The organism is Mesorhizobium sp. M0601 (genome assembly GCF_040320845.1).
GTDB lineage: Bacteria > Pseudomonadota > Alphaproteobacteria > Rhizobiales > Rhizobiaceae > Mesorhizobium.
Map to the genome: position 1 here is coordinate 1 of NZ_JAMYQK010000056.1, position 16,983 is coordinate 16,983.

Consider the following 16,983-nt stretch of genomic DNA (forward strand, 5'->3'; position numbering starts at 1 on the left):
AGTCACGATTACAGGGCTGACATGTCGGCACGAGATATGGTTGAACGAGCCGTCCTGTCGATCGCCCGTTTGTTGGGTCGGCGGGTTGCTCGGGAGCATTTCGAGGAATTGCAGGCGGCCAACGACAACAATGTCCACCTCTTGAGAAAACACCGTCAGAAGGGGAGGATGGGAACGGCGGCGGACAATAGCAACGAGAGGAAGAGGAGCGGTTCATGACCCGTGTCGCGCTGTATGCCCGTCACTCATCCGACAACCAGCGCGAAGCCTCTATCGAGGATCAGCTGCGGCTTTGCCGAGAGCACGCGGCCAGGGAGAAGTGGACTGTCGTTGGGACCTATGCCGACGCCGCCGTATCCGGCTCAAGCATCATCCGTCGACCAGACATCCAGCGGCTTCTCGCCAACGCTCAAAGCGGGCAATTTGAGATTGTTCCAACCGAGGCACTCGATCGCCTATCACGCGACCAGGAAGACGTAGCCGGCCTCTTCAAGCGACTTCACTTTGCCGGTGTCAAAATCGTCACTCTCTCCGAGGGCACCGTAGACGAACTGCACTTGGGCCTCAAAGGAACGATGAACGCGTTGTTCCTGTAAGCCTCTCGATGCTTCAACTGAAAGGACAGTCTTCCATCTTTCTCGGACCTTTGCCGACGGTCGCCGGTCAAGAAGTTGTGACCCGAAGGCGACATTTGTCTGGACCGTCGGTAGGTCTCGTCAGGGTGGAAACGGAAGTTCGACGCGAACCCAAGAGAGAGCTCGCCGGCTGTTCACAGCTGCTCTACGGGCTCGGTCCTCGGACAAGCCGGCCAGAGAACTATCCTTCCAGAAGCGACACGGGATCAAGGGGCGCGTCGCCTGGCCGGACGTGACGCGCAGGAGAGGGCATCTTTGCAGCCGCGACGATCACTCCGGCACGCCGGCAATACCCAACGCTTCGACGTAGTGCTCGGCGAACACCTTGTCCCGCCACGGGTTGATCTGCCTCTGCAGGCCGAGCGTGTAGGTCGGGAACGCCTCCATCAGCCGCCGCGCCGCCGCCTGCGCTTCGTCCGGCCGGTTGAGTTTGACCAGCGCCATGATCACCACCCGGTGCGAGGAGCCGTAATTCGGCATCTCGCGCAGCGCTCGTTCTCCCCAAGCCAGCGCTTCCTCGTAGCGTTCGAGCATCAGGTAGCTCATCCCGATGCCGGAGAGCGCGATGCCCTTCTCGGGGTCGACCGGACTCAGCCGCATCGCCCTGTGGAAGTGCTCGATCGCGACGAGGGGGTGGCCGGAATGGGCGTTCACCCAGCCGCTGCCCGTATGGCCCTGCGCCGAATTGGGGTTGAGGAGCAGGGACCGTACGATCGTGTCCAGCGCCGTCTCGTAATCCTTGGCGCTGTAGGCGATCACCTGCGCGGCGAAACGCAAGCTTGTCGGGTCGTCTCGCGCGTCCGCCAGCACCTCGCGGGCCATGCGCACGGCGACGCGGATATCGTCGGGCTCGTGCCAGCACTGACTCACCGACAGGCTGCGGATATAGGCACCGAGTGCCTTCGCCAGGGTGAAGTCTGGGTCGATGCTGAGCGCCTCGTTGGTGAGCCGGCGCACGTCGGCGAAGCCTTCGCGCGTCATGCTGTAGAAGCGCGGCAGCGCACGAAGGTAGAGGTCGTAGGCACCGATGTAGTCAGTCGGCTTCATGCGCGCCTGCTTGATCTCCTGCAGCCGGATGCTCGGTTCGACAGCGCCGACGACGCTCTCGGTCACCTTGTCCTGCAGGTCGAAGATGTCGCTCACGTCGCCCTCGAAGCGGTCGGCCCAGACATGGTGTCCGCTGATCGCGTCCACCAACTGCCCACTGATGCGCACCCGCGATCCTGCTCTGCGGATGCTGCCTTCGAGCACGTAGCGGACGCCCAGCTCGCGCCCGACCTGGCGCAGGTCCACCGCCCGGCCCTTGTAGGTGAAGGACGAGTTGCGGGCGATCACGAAGAAGGAGTTCACCCGGCTCAATCCCGTGATGATGTCCTCCACCAGCCCGTCGGCGAAGTATTCCTGGTCGGGATCGCCGCTCATGTTGGTAAAAGGCAGAACCGCGATCGAGGGTTTCGCGGGCAGCGGAGGCGATGCAGCCACCGAGGCGCCGGCGTCGGTCTCGACGCGGTAGGCGCGCACAGGCCGCTCGATGTTCTTGAGGCGCAGATTGCCGAGCGGCGTGAAGCCGCAGTCGAGCTTGCCCTGAAGGTGGTCGTAGGCGGTGCCTGAGACGACCACGGTGCCGGGGTCGGCGATGCTGTCGAGGCGGGCTGCGATGTTGACCCCGTCGCCGTAGAGGTCGCCGTCCTCCTCGCAAACCACGTCGCCGAGATTGACGCCGATGCGGAAGCGAATCCGCTCTTCCTCGGGCATCTCCGCCTCGTGTTCTGCCAGGGCCTGCTGGATCGCCATCGCCGAGGCCACCGCGTTGACGACGCTCGCGAACTCACACAGCATGCCGTCGCCGGTGAGCTTGACGATTCGACCCCGGTGCTCAGAGACCAGCGGTTCGAGCAGGTCCTTGCGGTAGATCTTCAGCCGCTCGAGCGTGCCGCGCTCGTCGCGCTCCGTCAGGCGCGAATAGCCGACCACGTCGCAAACCATGATCGCTGCGAGGTGGCGCTGCGTGTTCATTGCACCGCTCGGCCAAGCGCCTGCACGCGGGCCGCCCCGCGTCCATGTCCTGCCAACTTCCTGACTCCCCGTGTGCATGGTATCCATCTCTCCCAACCGCCGCCCGTCGCCGATAGAGAACGGAAAACGCAGCTTGACTTGGCTTCACGAGATTTCGCTATCCCGCTTGCGAGGCGTGGAGCGATCCAGTCGCCGCGCTAACAGCCAACCGGCGACACGCCCACGCTGCCTCTGGGGCGCTGACACGCCACTCCCACAAGGCCGGAGATATTTGCTGCCCTTGGTAACCGGTTGACGCCACCGTGGCGGTGCTTTTGTCACCGCGATGTAACGGCGAGATGCCCTACGAACGCGCGCATCGGGCATCACACCAGACGTTCGCGCTTTAGAGGTGGTGAGGTCGGAAAGTGGCGCTCTGTGCTCGTTGCCGCCGACCGATTCAAACGGCAGGGCCTAACCCCATCTCGGCCATTCGCGGCATAGCTAGAATGACTGAGTTTTACCCTAGTCTTCCTCCCGAAAATCCTGCAGCGAGGCATGGCGCAGATTCTCCTCGCCGCGGAGATGCTTCACGCGGCCGATCAGCCCCGGCTTGGCCCATTGCGTCGCCGGCCGTTTCATCCCGTTTGGCGCGGGCCCAGAATGCTCCTGTACGCGCTCCCAGAGGCGTTCCCGCATCTCCCGGTTCAAGGTGATAAAGGCGCTCCCGACATAGCGTCCTGTGCCACGCTCGGCCATTAGGGCGAAAGCCGGCTTTCCGGGTTCACGCTCGACGCCGAGCAACTCGTATTCATCGATGCTGTAAGCCTTGGTCTCGAGCCAAGCCGTCGAATTGCCGCTCCGGTATTTGCTGTCCTTGCGCCTCGACACCATGCCTTCGAGCCCCGCCTGGTCTATCAGGTGGGAAGATCGCCTTAGCCTCGCCGGGAAGCGCCTGGTTGAATTGGATACGGCCACCGTCCGGGATCATCACGGCAAGGATCTCGCGGCGGTCCTCCAGCGCCATGTCGCGCAGGCCGTGACCATTGAGATGCAGAAGATCGAAGGCGACGAATAGACGAATAGAGGTCGTGCTGGCGTCGGGTGATGGCTTTCCGCAAGGCTCCGAAGTCAGACAGGCCAGTCTCGTTCAATACGACGATCTCACCGACGATGATGGCGCTTTCCACGTCCAGTTCAGCGGCGGCCTTTGCGAGGGCGATGCCGATGGCGAAACTGTCCGAAGGTGATACGATCACGATGACTGGCGAGGTGACGCTTGTTCACGATGACGGGACCGTCACGGTTCGGCTTCACGGCTACGACGTTCCGGTGACGACGCGCGGGGAACGCCTCGCCGAAATACCGGACCTCTCCACCGCGTCCGCCCTCGGCAATCGCGACAGCATGCTTGGCTTTCGACACATCGACACCGACGTAAAAACGTTATCTTGCTCCATGGCTCGTCCTTTCTTCGCTCGGCTCGGCTCGGCACTCGCGAGCAACCCCCTTTTGCTTAACAGCTGCAAAGACTAAGCCCGGGCCGCCGCTCAGACCACGGTCATAACGTCTAATAGCCATCGCAACCTTACCCGCAAATCGTCCTTGTTGCGCCAATATTTGACGAGCTTCTTTTCAAACAGCTTTCGGAATCTCTCGAGTTTGGCCTTTTTCTCGAACTCGGCCTTTTCCGCGGCCCACGTCTTGCGAGCACCGCCTTCGAGCAAAAATGCCACGTAGACACGCCTTGGGCGACGGCGTACTCGTACTCCATCTGGGTGTAGCTCTTACCCTTCAACTCTGAGCCGTACCGCTCTGCTACGATGAGTGCGTAGTAGTCGCTGTCATCGATGCGCCGCCTAATGTAATCCCATTGCGTGTCGTCGCTGGCTTGGAATGCCTCCATCCCCACAGGAATATGCCCGAGGTTAAGAACGGACTCGATGACCGACCGTCTTTCGTCCACCAAATCGGCGTAGGTCGAGCTGACGAAGATTTGGTATTTAACGTCCATGCGGCTTCACCCTTCGATCCGCCCTTGTAAGTCTGGAAGCAGGCTGGGGATAACGTTCCGTGCCCGCATCAAGAAGCCGAGTCATGATTGGGTGAAGCGATCAAAGTCCGATCCGCGCGCTGGCACGCCAGGTTGCCCGATTTGCCGGAAGGAATAATCACTTGCGGCCGAGGAGTATGATGCGGTGCCCCCCGCCGCAGCGACAGCCTTCGCTATTCCTTCTTGTCGACCAGCGCCCGTAGTGCCGAGACGTCATGCAGCAACAACCTGCTGCCGCGCTTTTCGATCAGGCCTCTCTTGGCGAGGTCGCTCATTTCGCGCGAGACCGCTTCCCTGTGCGTGCTCATCGTTGCCGCCAGCTCGGAATGCGTCGGTGCCGGGCTTATGGACACCTCGCCGTCCACGAGTGCGGCTTTCTCCGCCCGATGCAGGAGCTCGACGATCAGCCGTTTTCGCACGACCAGAGTGCTGTATTCGAATACCCGCTCGGTCATGCGCCGGAGCTGGGCAGACAGATGCTCAAGCAGCATCCAGGCAAAAGTCGGGTGGGTCATCACGATATCCCGGAATGCTGTGCCGGACAGCCGTGCAGCGCGGGTTTCCTCCAGCGTGACTACGCTGGCAGAGCGTGCAATCCCGTCAATGCCTCCGAGCTCCCCGAAAATGTCACCCGGTTCGACATCGCGATACGCTATCTCCCTGCCGTCCGCTGAAACCAGTGTCACGCGAGCCCGTCCTTCCAGCAGGAAGAAGACATCGCGACCAGTGTCGCCGTGGGAAATGATTAGCTCGTTGTGTCGATAGCTGCGCTCGTGCCACCGTTTGGTCAGCGCGGCGAGGTCGGCATCGCAAAGTCTTGAGATGAAGGCCAGAGAGCCTGTCACAACGGTCTCTTGTTCAATCAAGTGTACTTCACCTTACTCCCTATCCAAGGAAATTTGATGGCAGCAGGCCCCGCTTTCCGGGATGCAAACTGGGAGCGGATTTCGCCAATGTTTTCCCCGGTGTGGGAATTCCCACAGCCGAGCCTGGTTCGACTGTCATATCCTTTTTGCAACGTCAGGCCCGCCGGCTCGTGTGCAAGCCGGCGAAGGGAAAGGGAACAGTCATGAAATTCTTGGCTCCCGTCACAAAACTTGCTGCGGGGTTTCGCAAATTCGTCGCGCCGCGCTACCGCCCGGAGCTTTATTACATGCGTGGCCCGGGGCCAGCCACCGCCCGCCGTATGGGCACGCCGCGGCAAAACCAATCCATCGACCACTACGCCTAATTTGCCTCGCGGACGGCTGACGCTCTCGCCCGGAGTGCCGTTCGCGCCGTTCCGTACCGGTCAATTCAGATCAATGAAGGGACGATCTGATCATGGTTATAATTCGTGCTGCCGCCATTGGTCCATTTCGCAGGTGGTTACGCCTCCGCGCCGAGCGAAAAGCTCTCCTGTCGGCAACGGACCAGTTGAGCCGTTTACCCGATGACGTCCTTGGCGACATCGGCATCTCACGTGACGAAATCATGTGCGATTTGCGAAGCCGCGCCATCCGTCATGCGGAGGCAGGCGCGGCCGGCACGACGATCGAGCGCACCAGGATCGCTTCGGCCTCGATCCCGAAACGGTTGGCCGCCGGCCGTGGCTACGCCTCGGCCGAGATCCCCTTTGGCTGGTCCACGAGCGCGCGATCGAGCCTTACATCGCGGCTTCGACAAGCAGCGGCGCGCGGACGGGACCTTCGAACGGCACTACACCTGCGACCCCCAAGGACTGAATGTTGACCTACGGGAGCTGGGGAGGATCTCAAAATGATCATGTCAGTTGTTAAGTCCCTCGCGCCTGTGACGCTCGGCACCGTGCTGATCGCAATCAGTCCGGCTTCATTGTCGGCTTCTGACGCTCAGGACCTCGCGTTCGCTCACGCTGACATGCCAATCAAACAGCTGAAAGACGTCTATTTGGATTGCGAGCGGGGAGGCCGCCGGTGCGCTGGGGACGGAAGACGTGATGTACTGTTCGATGCGCGAGTTCCGACTAGGCGCGCGATAGCAGTTTGCGCATAATCTACGATGCATGGCCTTCTGCACCGTGCGACGCGGCCCTGCGATCGACCACTTCGAACCATGTTTGGACCGCGCACTTCGCCGATCAGCGCAGTAACCAACCCGCGGAGTTCCGCGAGCGACAGCCTTCAAACGAATCAGTCGGTGGTAGCGTCACGCATAGGGTGAATCGCGAACGCGCTCGCCTGCAAACCCCTTCGCCCGGAAATCTGCCCCGGTTACGCGGTTCGCCAACAGACTGAGAAGGAGCGGCTTCAGCCGATCGCCGATGCTATTTGTTATCTTTGTGCCGAATGGCAGCTTTGCGCCCCGATTTCGGCAGTTCGACTATATCGTTCGAACTGCCGAAAGCTGTCGGGGCTCCGGCCCTCTCAAACCCTCCGCCGCCGTTGTCGCGCATGTGCCGCATGCCACCTGCCGTGCTTTCAGCGAGCCGACCTTACCTCCAGTCTGGAACCTAGCAGTCGCCCAACTGGTTCAACCTTCCGCCACGGCCGGGCAGGGGAGGGCGTGCAAAACGGTAGGCGCGACCTAAGAAACGGTCGCGGTTCGAGTCGGTAGATGGATACCGCCGATACGGTGCTGTAACCGAGTTCGTTTGCTGACGGGACTTCTTGATCGGCGCAAATAGGTCCGACTCTAACCTCCGCAACCAGTTCCAGCATAAATCACTAATAGTCACGATCTGATCAAAGCCCCGCCGGAAAAACGGCAAGGCATTTCCCACGGCAGGTTTGGCGAAGCGCGGAAGGGCACTCTGCCGCCCAGAGTAAGCGGCCTGCACGGTGAAGACGAGAGGGACGCTTTTCCAAGCGCGGAGTTCGAATCCCTCCCTCTCTGCAATACGACATTGTTTACGTTGATAAAAATACAGAATAGGTTGCGCGTCCGCCATAAAGCCCGCCAACCGAAAAAGGCGTATTCGCGGCACGTCAGCTTACGACACAAATATGCGGGGTTGATGCTTCGACCTGGGAGATGGCAGAGATCAACTTCGGCTTCGCTAAGCGAAGTCGTGGGGTTCATGCGACAGCGGAATCAGGGTATGCGACGAGCACCCCGTGCCGGGTGAACCTCGCCGTCGGGAAGTACCGATCGGTGCGGAACCAAGCGGATTCACGCTTGTCGGCAGCGGACGGCGGCGGTGGCGGTCAGCATCCGAGCAGGCTCCCAACTAGCGAGACAAACGTCCAGAGCGGAGGGACTTCGCCACCCTGAACGACCGCTCTCCTCGGCTTAGTCAAGCATACCTACGGAATGATGCGCCTGGCCGGTGACAAATGAATCTCTGCTGGACCGCCGATGATATGGGGAGGCGCTCGCAAATCGCGCCCTACGCGCGGGTTGATCGGTTGATCAACATCAAAGCTTGAATATGAGAAATGCGCTAACTGTGACGGCGGTGGTCACCGTGGCTCGAGTGTCAGCAGATGTGGTAAGGTTGAGTGTCGGCGAGTAGCAGAGGTCCAGCAACAATGACTTTGAGGCGAACCAGAGCTTACGGCGCATCCGGCTTGGTTCTAGCGGTTTGCACTGTGTTTGCTTGGCAGAACGCCACTGCTGCTCACAATTGCGACGCAGCCGCGACGCCTGGCGTCAATTGGCACGAGTGTGACAAGAAGCTTCTCATCCTAGAAGGACAAGACCTGAGCGGGGCGAACCTGTTCGGTGTTGATTTCACTTCGACCGACCTCAGGAACAGCAATCTCCTTGCGGCAAATCTTGAGAAGGCAACGCTTGTGCGTGCTTCCCTGGCCGACTCGACCGCCAAAGGCGCCCGGTTCGACAGAATCGAGGCCCACAGGACCGACTTCAGCCGTATGGACGCGCAAGGCGCTGTGTTCGCGAGCGCGGAAATACAGCGCTCGAATTTCCAGGGCGCCAATCTGACCAATGTTGATTTCACAAAGGCAGAATTGGGGCGTGCGCAGTTCCATGACGCCGATATCAGCGGCAGCCGCTTCTCGTTTGCCAATCTCGCACGGGCGGACTTCCGAGGAGCGACGTTCACCGCGCCGATAGACTTTGACCGCGCCTTTTTCTTTCTGACCCGTATCGAGGGCGTCGATCTTTCCAATTCGGCGGGTCTGTCCCAGTGGCAGCTCAACATGGCTTGCGGAGACGCCCGGACCGAGTTGCCTTCTGGCTTGACGAGGCCTGAAGATTGGCCCTGTCAATTCCAGCAGGAATAGTTGTCGGCAAGCGAACTGCGCGGCCTGAGACATAGGTGACGTTTTGTACCGGACACATGGGTAACACTTTTGGCTTTTGGCCGGAGGTGTTGATGCCGTGGAGAGAGTGTTCGGTGATGGAGGAACGTCTACGTTTCGTTGCCCGCCTTCTCGAGGGAGAAGGCATGAGCGATGTGTGCCGGGATTTCGGGATTTCGCGCAAGACTGGCTACAAGATCTTCAACCGCTATAGGGAGGAAGGGCTGGAGGCGCTTCGCTGTGTTCCTTGGCCGCTCGCCCGACACTGCGACGGCTGAGGACATCCGTCGATTCCAGCTGCATCGGCATGAGAGCGGCGTCGGCTCTGCGACGATCAATGGCGCGGTCTCGGCACTGCCGTTCCTGTCCCTCGTGACGCTGAAGCTTCGGGATCTGGCGCGTGCGCTGGTGATCATGAGGTGTCAGCGCAAGCTGCCCGACGTGCTGAGCGTGGAGGAAGCGGCGCGGCTGCTCGAAGCCGCACCCAGCATCAAGGCATCAAGTACAAGGCGGCACTTGGCGTCGCCTATGGCGCGGGCCTGCGCGTGTCCGAAGTCGCGCAACTCAAGATCGACGACATCGACTCGACACGCATGCTTATCTGCGTCGAACAGGGCAAGGGACGCAGTGCCGCGCGACAATCAAGTTGAGAGCGCGTGTTGCCTTGATTGTCGCGCGACAAGACGAGAGCCGCGTCCGTAAAGACCATTCGGCGCGCAACCTCGCCATGATCCGCCGCGCGGTGCTCAACATGCTCCGTCGCGAGCCTTCAAACTCGCTCAAGCGTAAGCGCCTCAAAGCCCTCATGAACCCGACCTACCGCCAAGCCGTCCTTGCAGGTTAACGATTCATGATTTGGCCCCGCGTTGGCTTTCGTGTGCACTGTGTGTGCATTGAGAGATGTGATGTGGCCAAATGGCTTTCGGTCGCGGCGGCACAATCGTAAAATAGGTTATGTCTGAGTAAGCGCCGTCTGACGAAATACTCAGTCTTTCCGACCGGGCATTGGACGGACTGAAGCAGAAAAAAATAATGAAATGGATAAGATAGAGCGGCATCTTGCTCTTGCTCCTACGATGGACTGGACGAACGTGGCGATCAACATCTCTCGGATACGTTCGTGATAGCGGCGCAGCAGCCGCCAAGGCCCGGATAACAGGACATCTGTTTAGAAAACCAAACATCAGATTTGATATCCGGCAGTCGACGTGCTATGGCTCCAGAGCAGAAGGAACTTGCGCCATGACACGCTCGACCGCTCAAAGCGCTTTGCGCTATCCACTCACCATTATGCTCGGCACCGACGCAAGCGTGAGATTGCTCCGGGAATTGTCCCGGCACGGCGGCTTGCTTTCTTCACCATTGCTTGCGGCTCGTAGCGGGCTTGCGAGGGCAAGCGTGTGGTCTGCTCTCGCAACCTTGGAGGGGATTGGCATCGTATCTTCAGAGGGAACGGGCAGGGCTCGTCTTTATCGGTTGAATGATCGCCATCCACTGGCGACATCACTGGAAGCCCTCTTTGAGCAGGAGGCGCTTAGGTATTCCAACATTCGGGCTGTAGTCACTGAGGCGGTCTCCGCAGTTCGGCCGAACGTGCTCGCGGCCTGGATTTACGGCAGCGTGGCGAGGGGCGAGGACCGTCCAGACAGCGATCTCGACATCGCAGTGGTTACGCCATCCGAAAAGCTAGAAAGCGCGCTCCAAGAGATCCGTGAGGCACTGGTGACCCACGGTGAAGAGCTTGGCTTCAATCCCTCGGTGGTGGGACTCACTCCGCAGGATGTGGCGAGGCTGTCGAGCACGGGAGACCCTTGGTGGGGCGGCGTCGAAGCAAATGCCCTGCTCGTCTTGGGTCCACGCCCGGACGAACTCGCAACAAAAACTCGCCAGAAGGCGTTGGCATGACCAGAAGAGGTGCGACGAAAGCAGTCGAGACAGACTTTGGCGAGGGGCGATTACGCATCGCCCGCTCATATTTGAAGGCTGCCCGTTTGGAGGTGGCAATGTCTGAAACGGGTGACATCGGCAATCCGGCTATGTCGCAGATCGTGAATGCGGCAATAGCATACGCCGATGCGCTCACTGCCCGATTTGCAGGAACGATCAACCGCGCGGATCATGCGGCCGTGGTGAAAACCATGCGCGATGCGCTTGGAAATCGCCTTCCTGCAGCGCAGGCCAGCCGGTTGCGGAGCATTCTCCATGAGAAGGACGAAGCTCAATACGGAATCAGGGCAAAATCACTCCCCGAAGCCGAGAGCTTGCTCGACAAGTTGGAAAAGTTCGCGGAGTGGGCGGAAAAAGAACTGGAAGTCTGATCAGCAATGGAGGCGGCATGTCGCTTATGGCGACCTGAATGTTACTTCAGCAGTTTGATCAGCACTGTGAAAGCCGCGTCGATGTCAGCGCGAACCGCGGCCCGGACAGCTTCCGCGTTGCGATCTCGCAGCGCTGCAAACATCTGCTGATGGTGCTGGTTGGCGGTCGAATAATTTCCAGAATCGTGCAGCATGTTGAAATAGGGACTGATCTGCAGCCACAGGTTCTCGATGATGTTGAGCATGTTTTCCGAACCCGCGGCTCGATAGATGGAGAAATGAAAGGCGTAGTTGGCCCTGAGGTAGGATTTGACGTCGCCGGCGGCATTGGCCTGTTCGAGTGCGTCCAGATGCTGGCGCAGCAGCGCCACGCTGGGATCGTCCATTCGCTCGGCCGCCCATGCGGCGGCGATCGCCTCGATCTCAAACCTGACGTTCCTGAGATCGATGAGTCGCGCGCGGCTTAATGCCGGTATCCCGATCGAACGGCCCGAAACCACCATCAATGCGTTGGCGGCGCTCAGACGCCGCAGTGCCTCGCGAACCGGCATCGGGCTGACGCCGAAAGCGTCTGCGAGGCTCTGCACCGTCACCATTTCACCTGGAACGATACTGCCGTCGAGGATCAACTCGGTGACGTGCCGGTAGACCCTGTCCTGCAGGGTTTCCCTGGACAGCGGCGTAATCTCGACGCCCGGCTTCCTGAATGCCGCCCCAGCCATCTGTGCCTACCTTTCCCCAAACGGCGACGCTCTTGTCCTACCCGGCGCCTGTGCCCGGAATGCAAGGTTCGGATTGCCGCGTCAAGCGCTGGCGTATCCGGCTTTTACCCATTAGCATTTCATCATTGATCTTTGATCAAATCATGATACGGTCAGCTGCATCGAATGACAAGGAGCACGTTTCGTGCCCTTGGGAGGCATTTGGTCGTCTGAACTGGGAGGAGTTTCGAATGGGTATCGGATCGAAAGCCCGGCGGCTCGCGCTGCTTGCCGGCATGGCTGTTTGCGCCTTTGGGATGTCGGCGGCCGAGGCGGCCGGAAAGCACAAAATATTTCTCAGCATGAGCTTCATCGGCAATGATTGGCAGGCCGAGGCCGCCAACATGGTCAAGGCGATGGCGTCGCACAAGAGCATGGCCGACAAGGTCGACCTCCAGGTTCAGGTGGCCGGGCCGAACGCACAGCGCCAGATCCAGCAGATCAACGCGATGGTGCAGGCAGGTGCCGAAGCCATCGTGATCTTCCCGATCTCGCCGACAGCGCTCAACCAGGTGGTGAAGAACGCCTGCGACAAGGGGGTAAAGGTGTTTGCCTATGATGCCGAGATCACAGAGCCCTGCGCCTACAACGTTCATATCGATCAGGAAGAGGCTGGCCGCGTGACGGCGGAGTGGCTGGTCAAGAAGCTCAATGGCAAGGGCAACATCATCGCAGTGACCGGCGTTCCCGGCACCTCGGTCGACGATCTGCGCACCAAGGCCGCAAAGGAGGTGTTTGCCAAGCATCCCGACATCAAGATCGTGGGCGAGGCTGTCGGTATGTGGAGCCAGGCGGTGGCCCGTACCGAACTTTCCAAGATATTGGCGACGCGCAGCTGGGACGACATAAATGGGCTGTGGATGCAGGTCGGCTGCTTCACCGCCAATTCCATGCAGCTCGAGGCCGGCAAGAAGAGCAGCGAACTGCTGCCTTGCGCCGGCGAGGGCTCCAATGGCGGGCGCATCCAGATGCTGCCGGAGGGCACGGAGGTCGAGGGCGCAGCCTCTCCCTATGCGCCGCTCGGCGCGCCCCGGATCTCCTATGCATCGCCGCCCTATTCCGGCGCGCTTGCCCTCAAGCTTGCAGTCGAGGCGCTTGACGGCAAGGAGGTTGCCAAGAAGACGATCCTGCCACTGCCGGTCGTCACCAACGACACGATAAAGCTTTGTGACGAAGGCACCTGGGCGGAGATGAAGGCTGGCTGTAACGCCTTCAAACCGTCGCTGGTCTCCAACCCCGGCTGGTTCGCCTCGATCTTCTCCGACCAGACACCTGAAATCGGTCTCGCGGCCGCCCTTGTCGGCCAGCCCGAGGAGTAAGGCTCTCCGAATGGGGCGTGGGGTGCTTTGGAGGCTCTCCCACGCACCCCGTGCAGGCCGGGACTGGGATCATGATGTCAGCGCAATCGACAGCTGTCGGCATAGAGGGCGTCCGCAAGGCGTTTGGTGCGACGGTCGCCCTCGATGGCGTCTCCTTTGAGATCGTTTCGGGCAGCGTGCACGCGCTGCTCGGCGAAAACGGTGCCGGCAAGTCGACGCTCGTCAAGCTGCTGTCGGGACTGGTGCGGCCCGACGAAGGGCAAATCACCGTTCTTGGTGAACCGGCGCCACTCGGTTCGCCGCGCGCCGCGCACGCCAAAGGCGTGCAGACAGCCTTCCAGGAAATGACGCTGGTGCGCGATCTCAGCGTTCTCGACAACATGCTGCTGCCCTACGCGCCTGTCGGCCCGAGCGGCCTGATCAGGCGGGCGAGCGCGCGCAGGGCGGTGCGCCAGCACATTTCAGATCTCGGCTTTTCGGTCGATCTTGATGCCGAGGTCGCGACCCTCGATCTCGCCGTCCGCCAGAAGATCGAAATCGCGCGCGCGCTCTATCGCAAGCCGCGCATCCTCCTGCTCGACGAACCGACCTCGACGCTGTCGGGCGGCGATGTCGAATGGCTGGGCGGCATCATCGCGCGACTTAAGGCCGCCGGCACGACGGTCGTGTTCATCACCCACCGCATGCGAGAGGTGCGGGCCTTCTGCGACACGCTGACCATTCTCAGAAACGGCCGTCACATCGTGACGGCGCCGGTGGCCGACGTCCCGGATGGAGAAGTGATCGAAAAGATCATCGGTCGCAGCATCGCCCAGACCTTTCCGCCGAAACCCGAAAGCGAGGCGGTCTTCGGTCCGCCGGTGCTCGGCGTACGCGATCTCAAGGCCGGCATGAAGCTCGACGGCGTCGGTTTCGACCTGCGCAAGGGCGAGATTCTCGGCATTGCCGGGCTTCAGGGCATGGGCCAGCTCGACCTGTTCCTCGCCTGCTTCGGCATGGCTGAGATCGAGCGCGGCCATATACTGGTCGACGGGCGCGAAGTTTGGCTCGGCTCGCCCGCCGATGCGCTCAAGGCCAACATGGCGATCGGGCTGGTGCCGGAGGACCGCAAGACCGAAGGCCTGTTCCTGAAGCTCTCGGGCCGGCAAAACGTATCGCTGCCGGTCGTCGCGCGTTTTACCCGATTTGGCCTGATCAGCAGGCACGAGGAGGCGCGGGCCGTCCAGTCCGCCTTCTCGGCGGTCGAGGTCGACCACCGCGCCATGTGGACGAGGGCGGGGGCGTTTTCGGGCGGTAATCAGCAGAAGATCGCCATCGCCAAATGGCTGGTCGCCGAGAGCCGCATCCTGCTGCTCTTCGACCCAACCCGCGGCATCGACGTCGGCACCAAGCACGAGCTCTATGTGATGATGCGCGACTATGTGGCGGCCGGCGGCTCGATCCTTCTGCATTCAACCGAAATTCCCGAGCTGGTCCATCAATGCGACCGAGTGCTCGTCCTCTATGACGGTCACTTGGTGGCGGAGCTTGCCGGCAACCACATCACGGAAGGCGCGATCATGCGACCGGCGCTGGGGCAAGGCGAGTTGGTCCGGGAGGCGGCGGAATGAGCGTGACGAGTTTGCCCGCCGCGGCACCGGCCGCGACATTGACGCGGCTTCTCGCGCGGCACAGCGGCGCGATCATCGCGGCGATCGTCTTTGCGGTGCTCCTGCTTGTCGTCGATCTGGTCAGTGCCGGGCGGCTCACCTATTTCGACATTTCGTTTCTCTCCAGCGGCGGCGCCACCTCGGCACTGGCGGCGATCGGCCAGACGGTGGTCATCCTGTCCGGCGGTTTCGACCTGTCCGCCGGCGCGGTGATCTCGCTGGTCAATGTCGTCCTGGCAAAAGGTATGGATCCGATGGCGACCGGCACCAGTGTCGCGCTGTGGACCTTGGCCGGAATTGGTGTCGGCATGCTGGTCGGCGCCTTTAACGGCTTCTTCATTGCCGTCCTGCGCATGCAGCCTATCGTCGTCACGCTGTCGACCATGTTCATCCTGCAGGGGGTAACGCTGCTGGTCATGGACAAGCCGGGCGGCTTCGTCTCGCCCGATCTTGGCGCCTTCTATCTCGGTGATGCTATCGCCGGCTGGATACCGACGCCGCTGGTGGTCATCGGCGTCGTCCTGCTCGTCTGGTTCTGGCTCAAAGGCTCACGCTTCGGGACCGCGCTTTATGCCGTCGGCAGCGATCCGGACGCGGCCGCTTCGGTCGGCGTGCGCGTCGTTCTCGTGCGCTTCCTGGTCTATGTCATAGCCGGCGGCTGCTACGGGCTCGCCGGCGTCTTCATCAGCGCACAGACGGGCAGCGGCGATCCGCTCGTCGGTAACCCGTTGTTGCTGTCGATGTTCGCGGCGGTCGTCGTCGGCGGTACAAGGCTGGGCGGCGGTCAAGGCGGGCCGGTTGGCACCGTCTTCGGCGCCTACATCCTGATGATGGTCGTCAACATCCTGCTCGTACTCAACGTCTCGGCCTATTATTCGACGATCGCCGAGGGCACGATCCTGATCCTTGCCGTGCTTGCCGGCTCGCTGTCGTATGGCTCCGTGCTCGCCCGCCAACTGCGTGCGCTGCGGGCGCGGTTGGCCGCATGGCGCGCCGGAATGCTGCCCTCGCAGATCGATCGCACCGACCGGCGGCTGAGGATCGCGCGTGGCAGCACCGACGATCAGCAGGCGCCGCAGCCGGCCTTCCATATACGCAATGCCGAGACGCTGCGTTATGCGCTGCCGGCCTATGTCTGCCTGGCCGTCGTCGTGATCGTCACCCAGATCTGGCTCGGACGCGCCATCGTCAACGTTATCTACTGGAACTCGCTTTTCGTGCTGTCGAGCTTCCTCGCCGTCCTGGCGCTTGGGCAAGGCAGCGTAATCCTCACCGGCGGGCTCGACCTGTCGGTGCCGTGGACGATCGGTCTCTCGGGCATCCTGCTTGCCGGCATGGTCAACGGCTCGGATGGTGCACTTGCCTATGCGCTCCCGGCGGTGTTGCTCACAGCTTGCCTGATCGGTCTTGCCAACGGCATTGGCATCGTCTTTCTCGGCATTTCGCCGATCGTGATGACGCTGGCCACCAACGGCATTCTGCAAGGCGTCGCGCTGCTTTACTCGCAGGGTACGCCGGCCGGCTTCTCCTCGCCGATGCTGCGCTGGTTCATGACCGGGAAGGTATTCGTTGTGACGCCGGTGGTGCTGTTCATGATCGCCTTCGTCGTCTTTGCCGTGCTGCTGCTTGGCCGCACCCCTTTTGGCCGCCGGGTTTATGGCATCGGCAACAGCCTGCGCGCGGCCCAGCTCTCCGGCATCGCGGTCGGGCGCACGCTCATCCTCGTCTATGTGCTGTCGGCGGTCTGCGCGGGGCTCGTCGGCATCATGCTGACCGGCTTTTCCGGCCAGGCCAGCCTCGGCATGGGTGACGACTATCTGCTGCCCTCGATCGCCGTAGTCGTCGTCGGCGGTGCGCTGATCACCGGCGGGCGCGGCCACTATCTCGGCATGCTGGGGGGCGTGCTGCTTTTGACGGCGTTGCAGATGCTGCTCGCCGGCACGACGCTGCCTTATGCAACGCGGGCGATCCTGTTCGGGTTGGTGGTGCTCGCTGCGGTCATGGCGCTGCGCGAAAGGCGGATTCAATGA

The 16,983-nt window shown here is 61.4% G+C and carries 13 protein-coding genes and 5 pseudogenes; 12 read left to right on the forward strand and 6 right to left on the reverse strand.

Going from position 1 to position 16,983, the window contains the following annotated elements:
• Together NKI41_RS30335 and NKI41_RS30340 are read left to right on the forward strand one after the other, a co-directional pair.
• Nucleotides 1–219, forward strand: a pseudogene (locus NKI41_RS30335) (hypothetical protein); the annotation flags it as partial.
• Nucleotides 216–593: pseudogene (locus NKI41_RS30340) on the forward strand (recombinase family protein); the annotation flags it as partial. The pseudogenes NKI41_RS30335 and NKI41_RS30340, both read left to right, overlap by 4 nt.
• Before the next feature lie 312 nt (nucleotides 594–905).
• Here the strand turns inward: NKI41_RS30340 and NKI41_RS30345 are convergent.
• Together NKI41_RS30345 and NKI41_RS30350 are read right to left on the reverse strand one after the other, a co-directional pair.
• A complete protein-coding gene (locus NKI41_RS30345) occupies nucleotides 906–2,651 on the reverse strand; it encodes an adenylate/guanylate cyclase domain-containing protein (protein ID WP_352686468.1) in 1,746 nt (581 codons plus the stop codon).
• A gap of 504 nt (nucleotides 2,652–3,155) precedes the next feature.
• Nucleotides 3,156–3,524, reverse strand: coding sequence for a hypothetical protein (locus tag NKI41_RS30350; RefSeq protein WP_352686471.1), 369 nt, complete (start codon nucleotides 3,522–3,524; stop codon nucleotides 3,156–3,158).
• Between the two features lie 213 nt (nucleotides 3,525–3,737).
• Here NKI41_RS30350 and NKI41_RS30355 point away from each other — a divergent pair, with 213 nt between their 5' ends.
• Nucleotides 3,738–4,166 (forward strand): hypothetical protein, encoded by a 429-nt coding sequence (locus NKI41_RS30355; protein WP_352686507.1) that lies wholly within the window; start codon nucleotides 3,738–3,740, stop codon nucleotides 4,164–4,166.
• Between the two features lie 14 nt (nucleotides 4,167–4,180).
• Here the strand turns inward: NKI41_RS30355 and NKI41_RS30360 are convergent, their stop codons facing one another.
• The 3 genes and pseudogenes from NKI41_RS30360 to NKI41_RS30370 all read right to left on the reverse strand — a co-directional run bounded on the left by NKI41_RS30360 (nucleotide 4,181) and on the right by NKI41_RS30370 (nucleotide 5,528).
• On the reverse strand, nucleotides 4,181–4,366 hold the full coding sequence (locus NKI41_RS30360; RefSeq protein ID WP_352686509.1) for a hypothetical protein: 186 nt from the start codon (nucleotides 4,364–4,366) through the stop codon (nucleotides 4,181–4,183).
• Nucleotides 4,357–4,644: pseudogene (locus NKI41_RS30365) on the reverse strand (DUF4062 domain-containing protein); the annotation flags it as partial. The pseudogene NKI41_RS30365 and the gene NKI41_RS30360, both read right to left, overlap by 10 nt.
• A 212-nt stretch (nucleotides 4,645–4,856) precedes the next feature.
• The gene (locus NKI41_RS30370) at nucleotides 4,857–5,528 is read right to left on the reverse strand and encodes a Crp/Fnr family transcriptional regulator (RefSeq protein ID WP_352686474.1); all 672 of its coding nucleotides are present in this window, start codon (nucleotides 5,526–5,528) and stop codon (nucleotides 4,857–4,859) included.
• A gap of 224 nt (nucleotides 5,529–5,752) precedes the next feature.
• On the opposite strand from NKI41_RS30370, the gene NKI41_RS30375 reads away from it, so the two are divergent.
• From NKI41_RS30375 to NKI41_RS30400, 6 genes and pseudogenes are all read left to right on the forward strand, one after another.
• A complete protein-coding gene (locus NKI41_RS30375; protein WP_167522729.1) occupies nucleotides 5,753–5,914 on the forward strand; it encodes a hypothetical protein in 162 nt (53 codons plus the stop codon).
• A gap of 2,257 nt (nucleotides 5,915–8,171) precedes the next feature.
• The gene (locus NKI41_RS30380) at nucleotides 8,172–8,888 is read left to right on the forward strand and encodes a pentapeptide repeat-containing protein (protein ID WP_352686477.1); all 717 of its coding nucleotides are present in this window, start codon (nucleotides 8,172–8,174) and stop codon (nucleotides 8,886–8,888) included.
• A 92-nt stretch (nucleotides 8,889–8,980) separates the two neighbouring features.
• A pseudogene (locus tag NKI41_RS30385) lies at nucleotides 8,981–9,142 on the forward strand (helix-turn-helix domain-containing protein); the annotation flags it as partial.
• 46 nt (nucleotides 9,143–9,188) lie between these two features.
• A pseudogene (locus tag NKI41_RS33410) lies at nucleotides 9,189–9,532 on the forward strand (tyrosine-type recombinase/integrase); the annotation flags it as partial.
• 616 nt (nucleotides 9,533–10,148) lie between these two features.
• A complete protein-coding gene (locus tag NKI41_RS30395) occupies nucleotides 10,149–10,811 on the forward strand; it encodes a nucleotidyltransferase domain-containing protein (protein WP_352503781.1) in 663 nt (220 codons plus the stop codon).
• Nucleotides 10,808–11,224 (forward strand): hypothetical protein, encoded by a 417-nt coding sequence (locus NKI41_RS30400; RefSeq protein WP_352618414.1) that lies wholly within the window; start codon nucleotides 10,808–10,810, stop codon nucleotides 11,222–11,224. The genes NKI41_RS30395 and NKI41_RS30400 overlap by 4 nt, the downstream gene beginning before the upstream one ends.
• Nucleotides 11,225–11,265: 41 nt before the next feature.
• Here the strand turns inward: NKI41_RS30400 and NKI41_RS30405 are convergent, their stop codons facing one another.
• Nucleotides 11,266–11,946 carry a GntR family transcriptional regulator gene (locus tag NKI41_RS30405; protein ID WP_352473177.1) on the reverse strand — a complete coding sequence of 227 codons (681 nt, stop codon included), beginning with the start codon at nucleotides 11,944–11,946 and terminating at the stop codon, nucleotides 11,266–11,268.
• A gap of 230 nt (nucleotides 11,947–12,176) precedes the next feature.
• Between NKI41_RS30405 and NKI41_RS30410 the strand changes: the two genes are divergently transcribed.
• The 3 genes from NKI41_RS30410 (at nucleotide 12,177) to NKI41_RS30420 (ending at nucleotide 16,983) form a co-directional block, all read left to right on the forward strand.
• Nucleotides 12,177–13,304: a sugar ABC transporter substrate-binding protein gene (locus tag NKI41_RS30410; protein ID WP_352473178.1), complete on the forward strand. Its 1,128-nt coding sequence runs from the start codon at nucleotides 12,177–12,179 to the stop codon at nucleotides 13,302–13,304.
• A gap of 71 nt (nucleotides 13,305–13,375) precedes the next feature.
• A complete protein-coding gene (locus NKI41_RS30415) occupies nucleotides 13,376–14,914 on the forward strand; it encodes a sugar ABC transporter ATP-binding protein (protein WP_352686483.1) in 1,539 nt (512 codons plus the stop codon).
• Nucleotides 14,911–16,983 carry an ABC transporter permease subunit gene (locus NKI41_RS30420; protein ID WP_352686486.1) on the forward strand — a complete coding sequence of 691 codons (2,073 nt, stop codon included), beginning with the start codon at nucleotides 14,911–14,913 and terminating at the stop codon, nucleotides 16,981–16,983. The genes NKI41_RS30415 and NKI41_RS30420 overlap by 4 nt, the downstream gene beginning before the upstream one ends.

Coding starts and splice junctions, on each gene's coding strand:
- NKI41_RS30345 (WP_352686468.1), bottom strand. CDS start 2,651: ATGAACACGCAGCGCCACCTCGCAGCGATCATGGTTTGCGACGTGGTC.
- NKI41_RS30350 (WP_352686471.1), bottom strand. CDS start 3,524: ATGGTGTCGAGGCGCAAGGACAGCAAATACCGGAGCGGCAATTCGACG.
- NKI41_RS30355 (WP_352686507.1), top strand. CDS start 3,738: ATGGCTTTCCGCAAGGCTCCGAAGTCAGACAGGCCAGTCTCGTTCAAT.
- NKI41_RS30375 (WP_167522729.1), top strand. CDS start 5,753: ATGAAATTCTTGGCTCCCGTCACAAAACTTGCTGCGGGGTTTCGCAAA.
- NKI41_RS30380 (WP_352686477.1), top strand. CDS start 8,172: ATGACTTTGAGGCGAACCAGAGCTTACGGCGCATCCGGCTTGGTTCTA.
- NKI41_RS30395 (WP_352503781.1), top strand. CDS start 10,149: ATGACACGCTCGACCGCTCAAAGCGCTTTGCGCTATCCACTCACCATT.
- NKI41_RS30400 (WP_352618414.1), top strand. CDS start 10,808: ATGACCAGAAGAGGTGCGACGAAAGCAGTCGAGACAGACTTTGGCGAG.
- NKI41_RS30405 (WP_352473177.1), bottom strand. CDS start 11,946: ATGGCTGGGGCGGCATTCAGGAAGCCGGGCGTCGAGATTACGCCGCTG.
- NKI41_RS30410 (WP_352473178.1), top strand. CDS start 12,177: ATGGGTATCGGATCGAAAGCCCGGCGGCTCGCGCTGCTTGCCGGCATG.
- NKI41_RS30415 (WP_352686483.1), top strand. CDS start 13,376: ATGATGTCAGCGCAATCGACAGCTGTCGGCATAGAGGGCGTCCGCAAG.
- NKI41_RS30420 (WP_352686486.1), top strand. CDS start 14,911: ATGAGCGTGACGAGTTTGCCCGCCGCGGCACCGGCCGCGACATTGACG.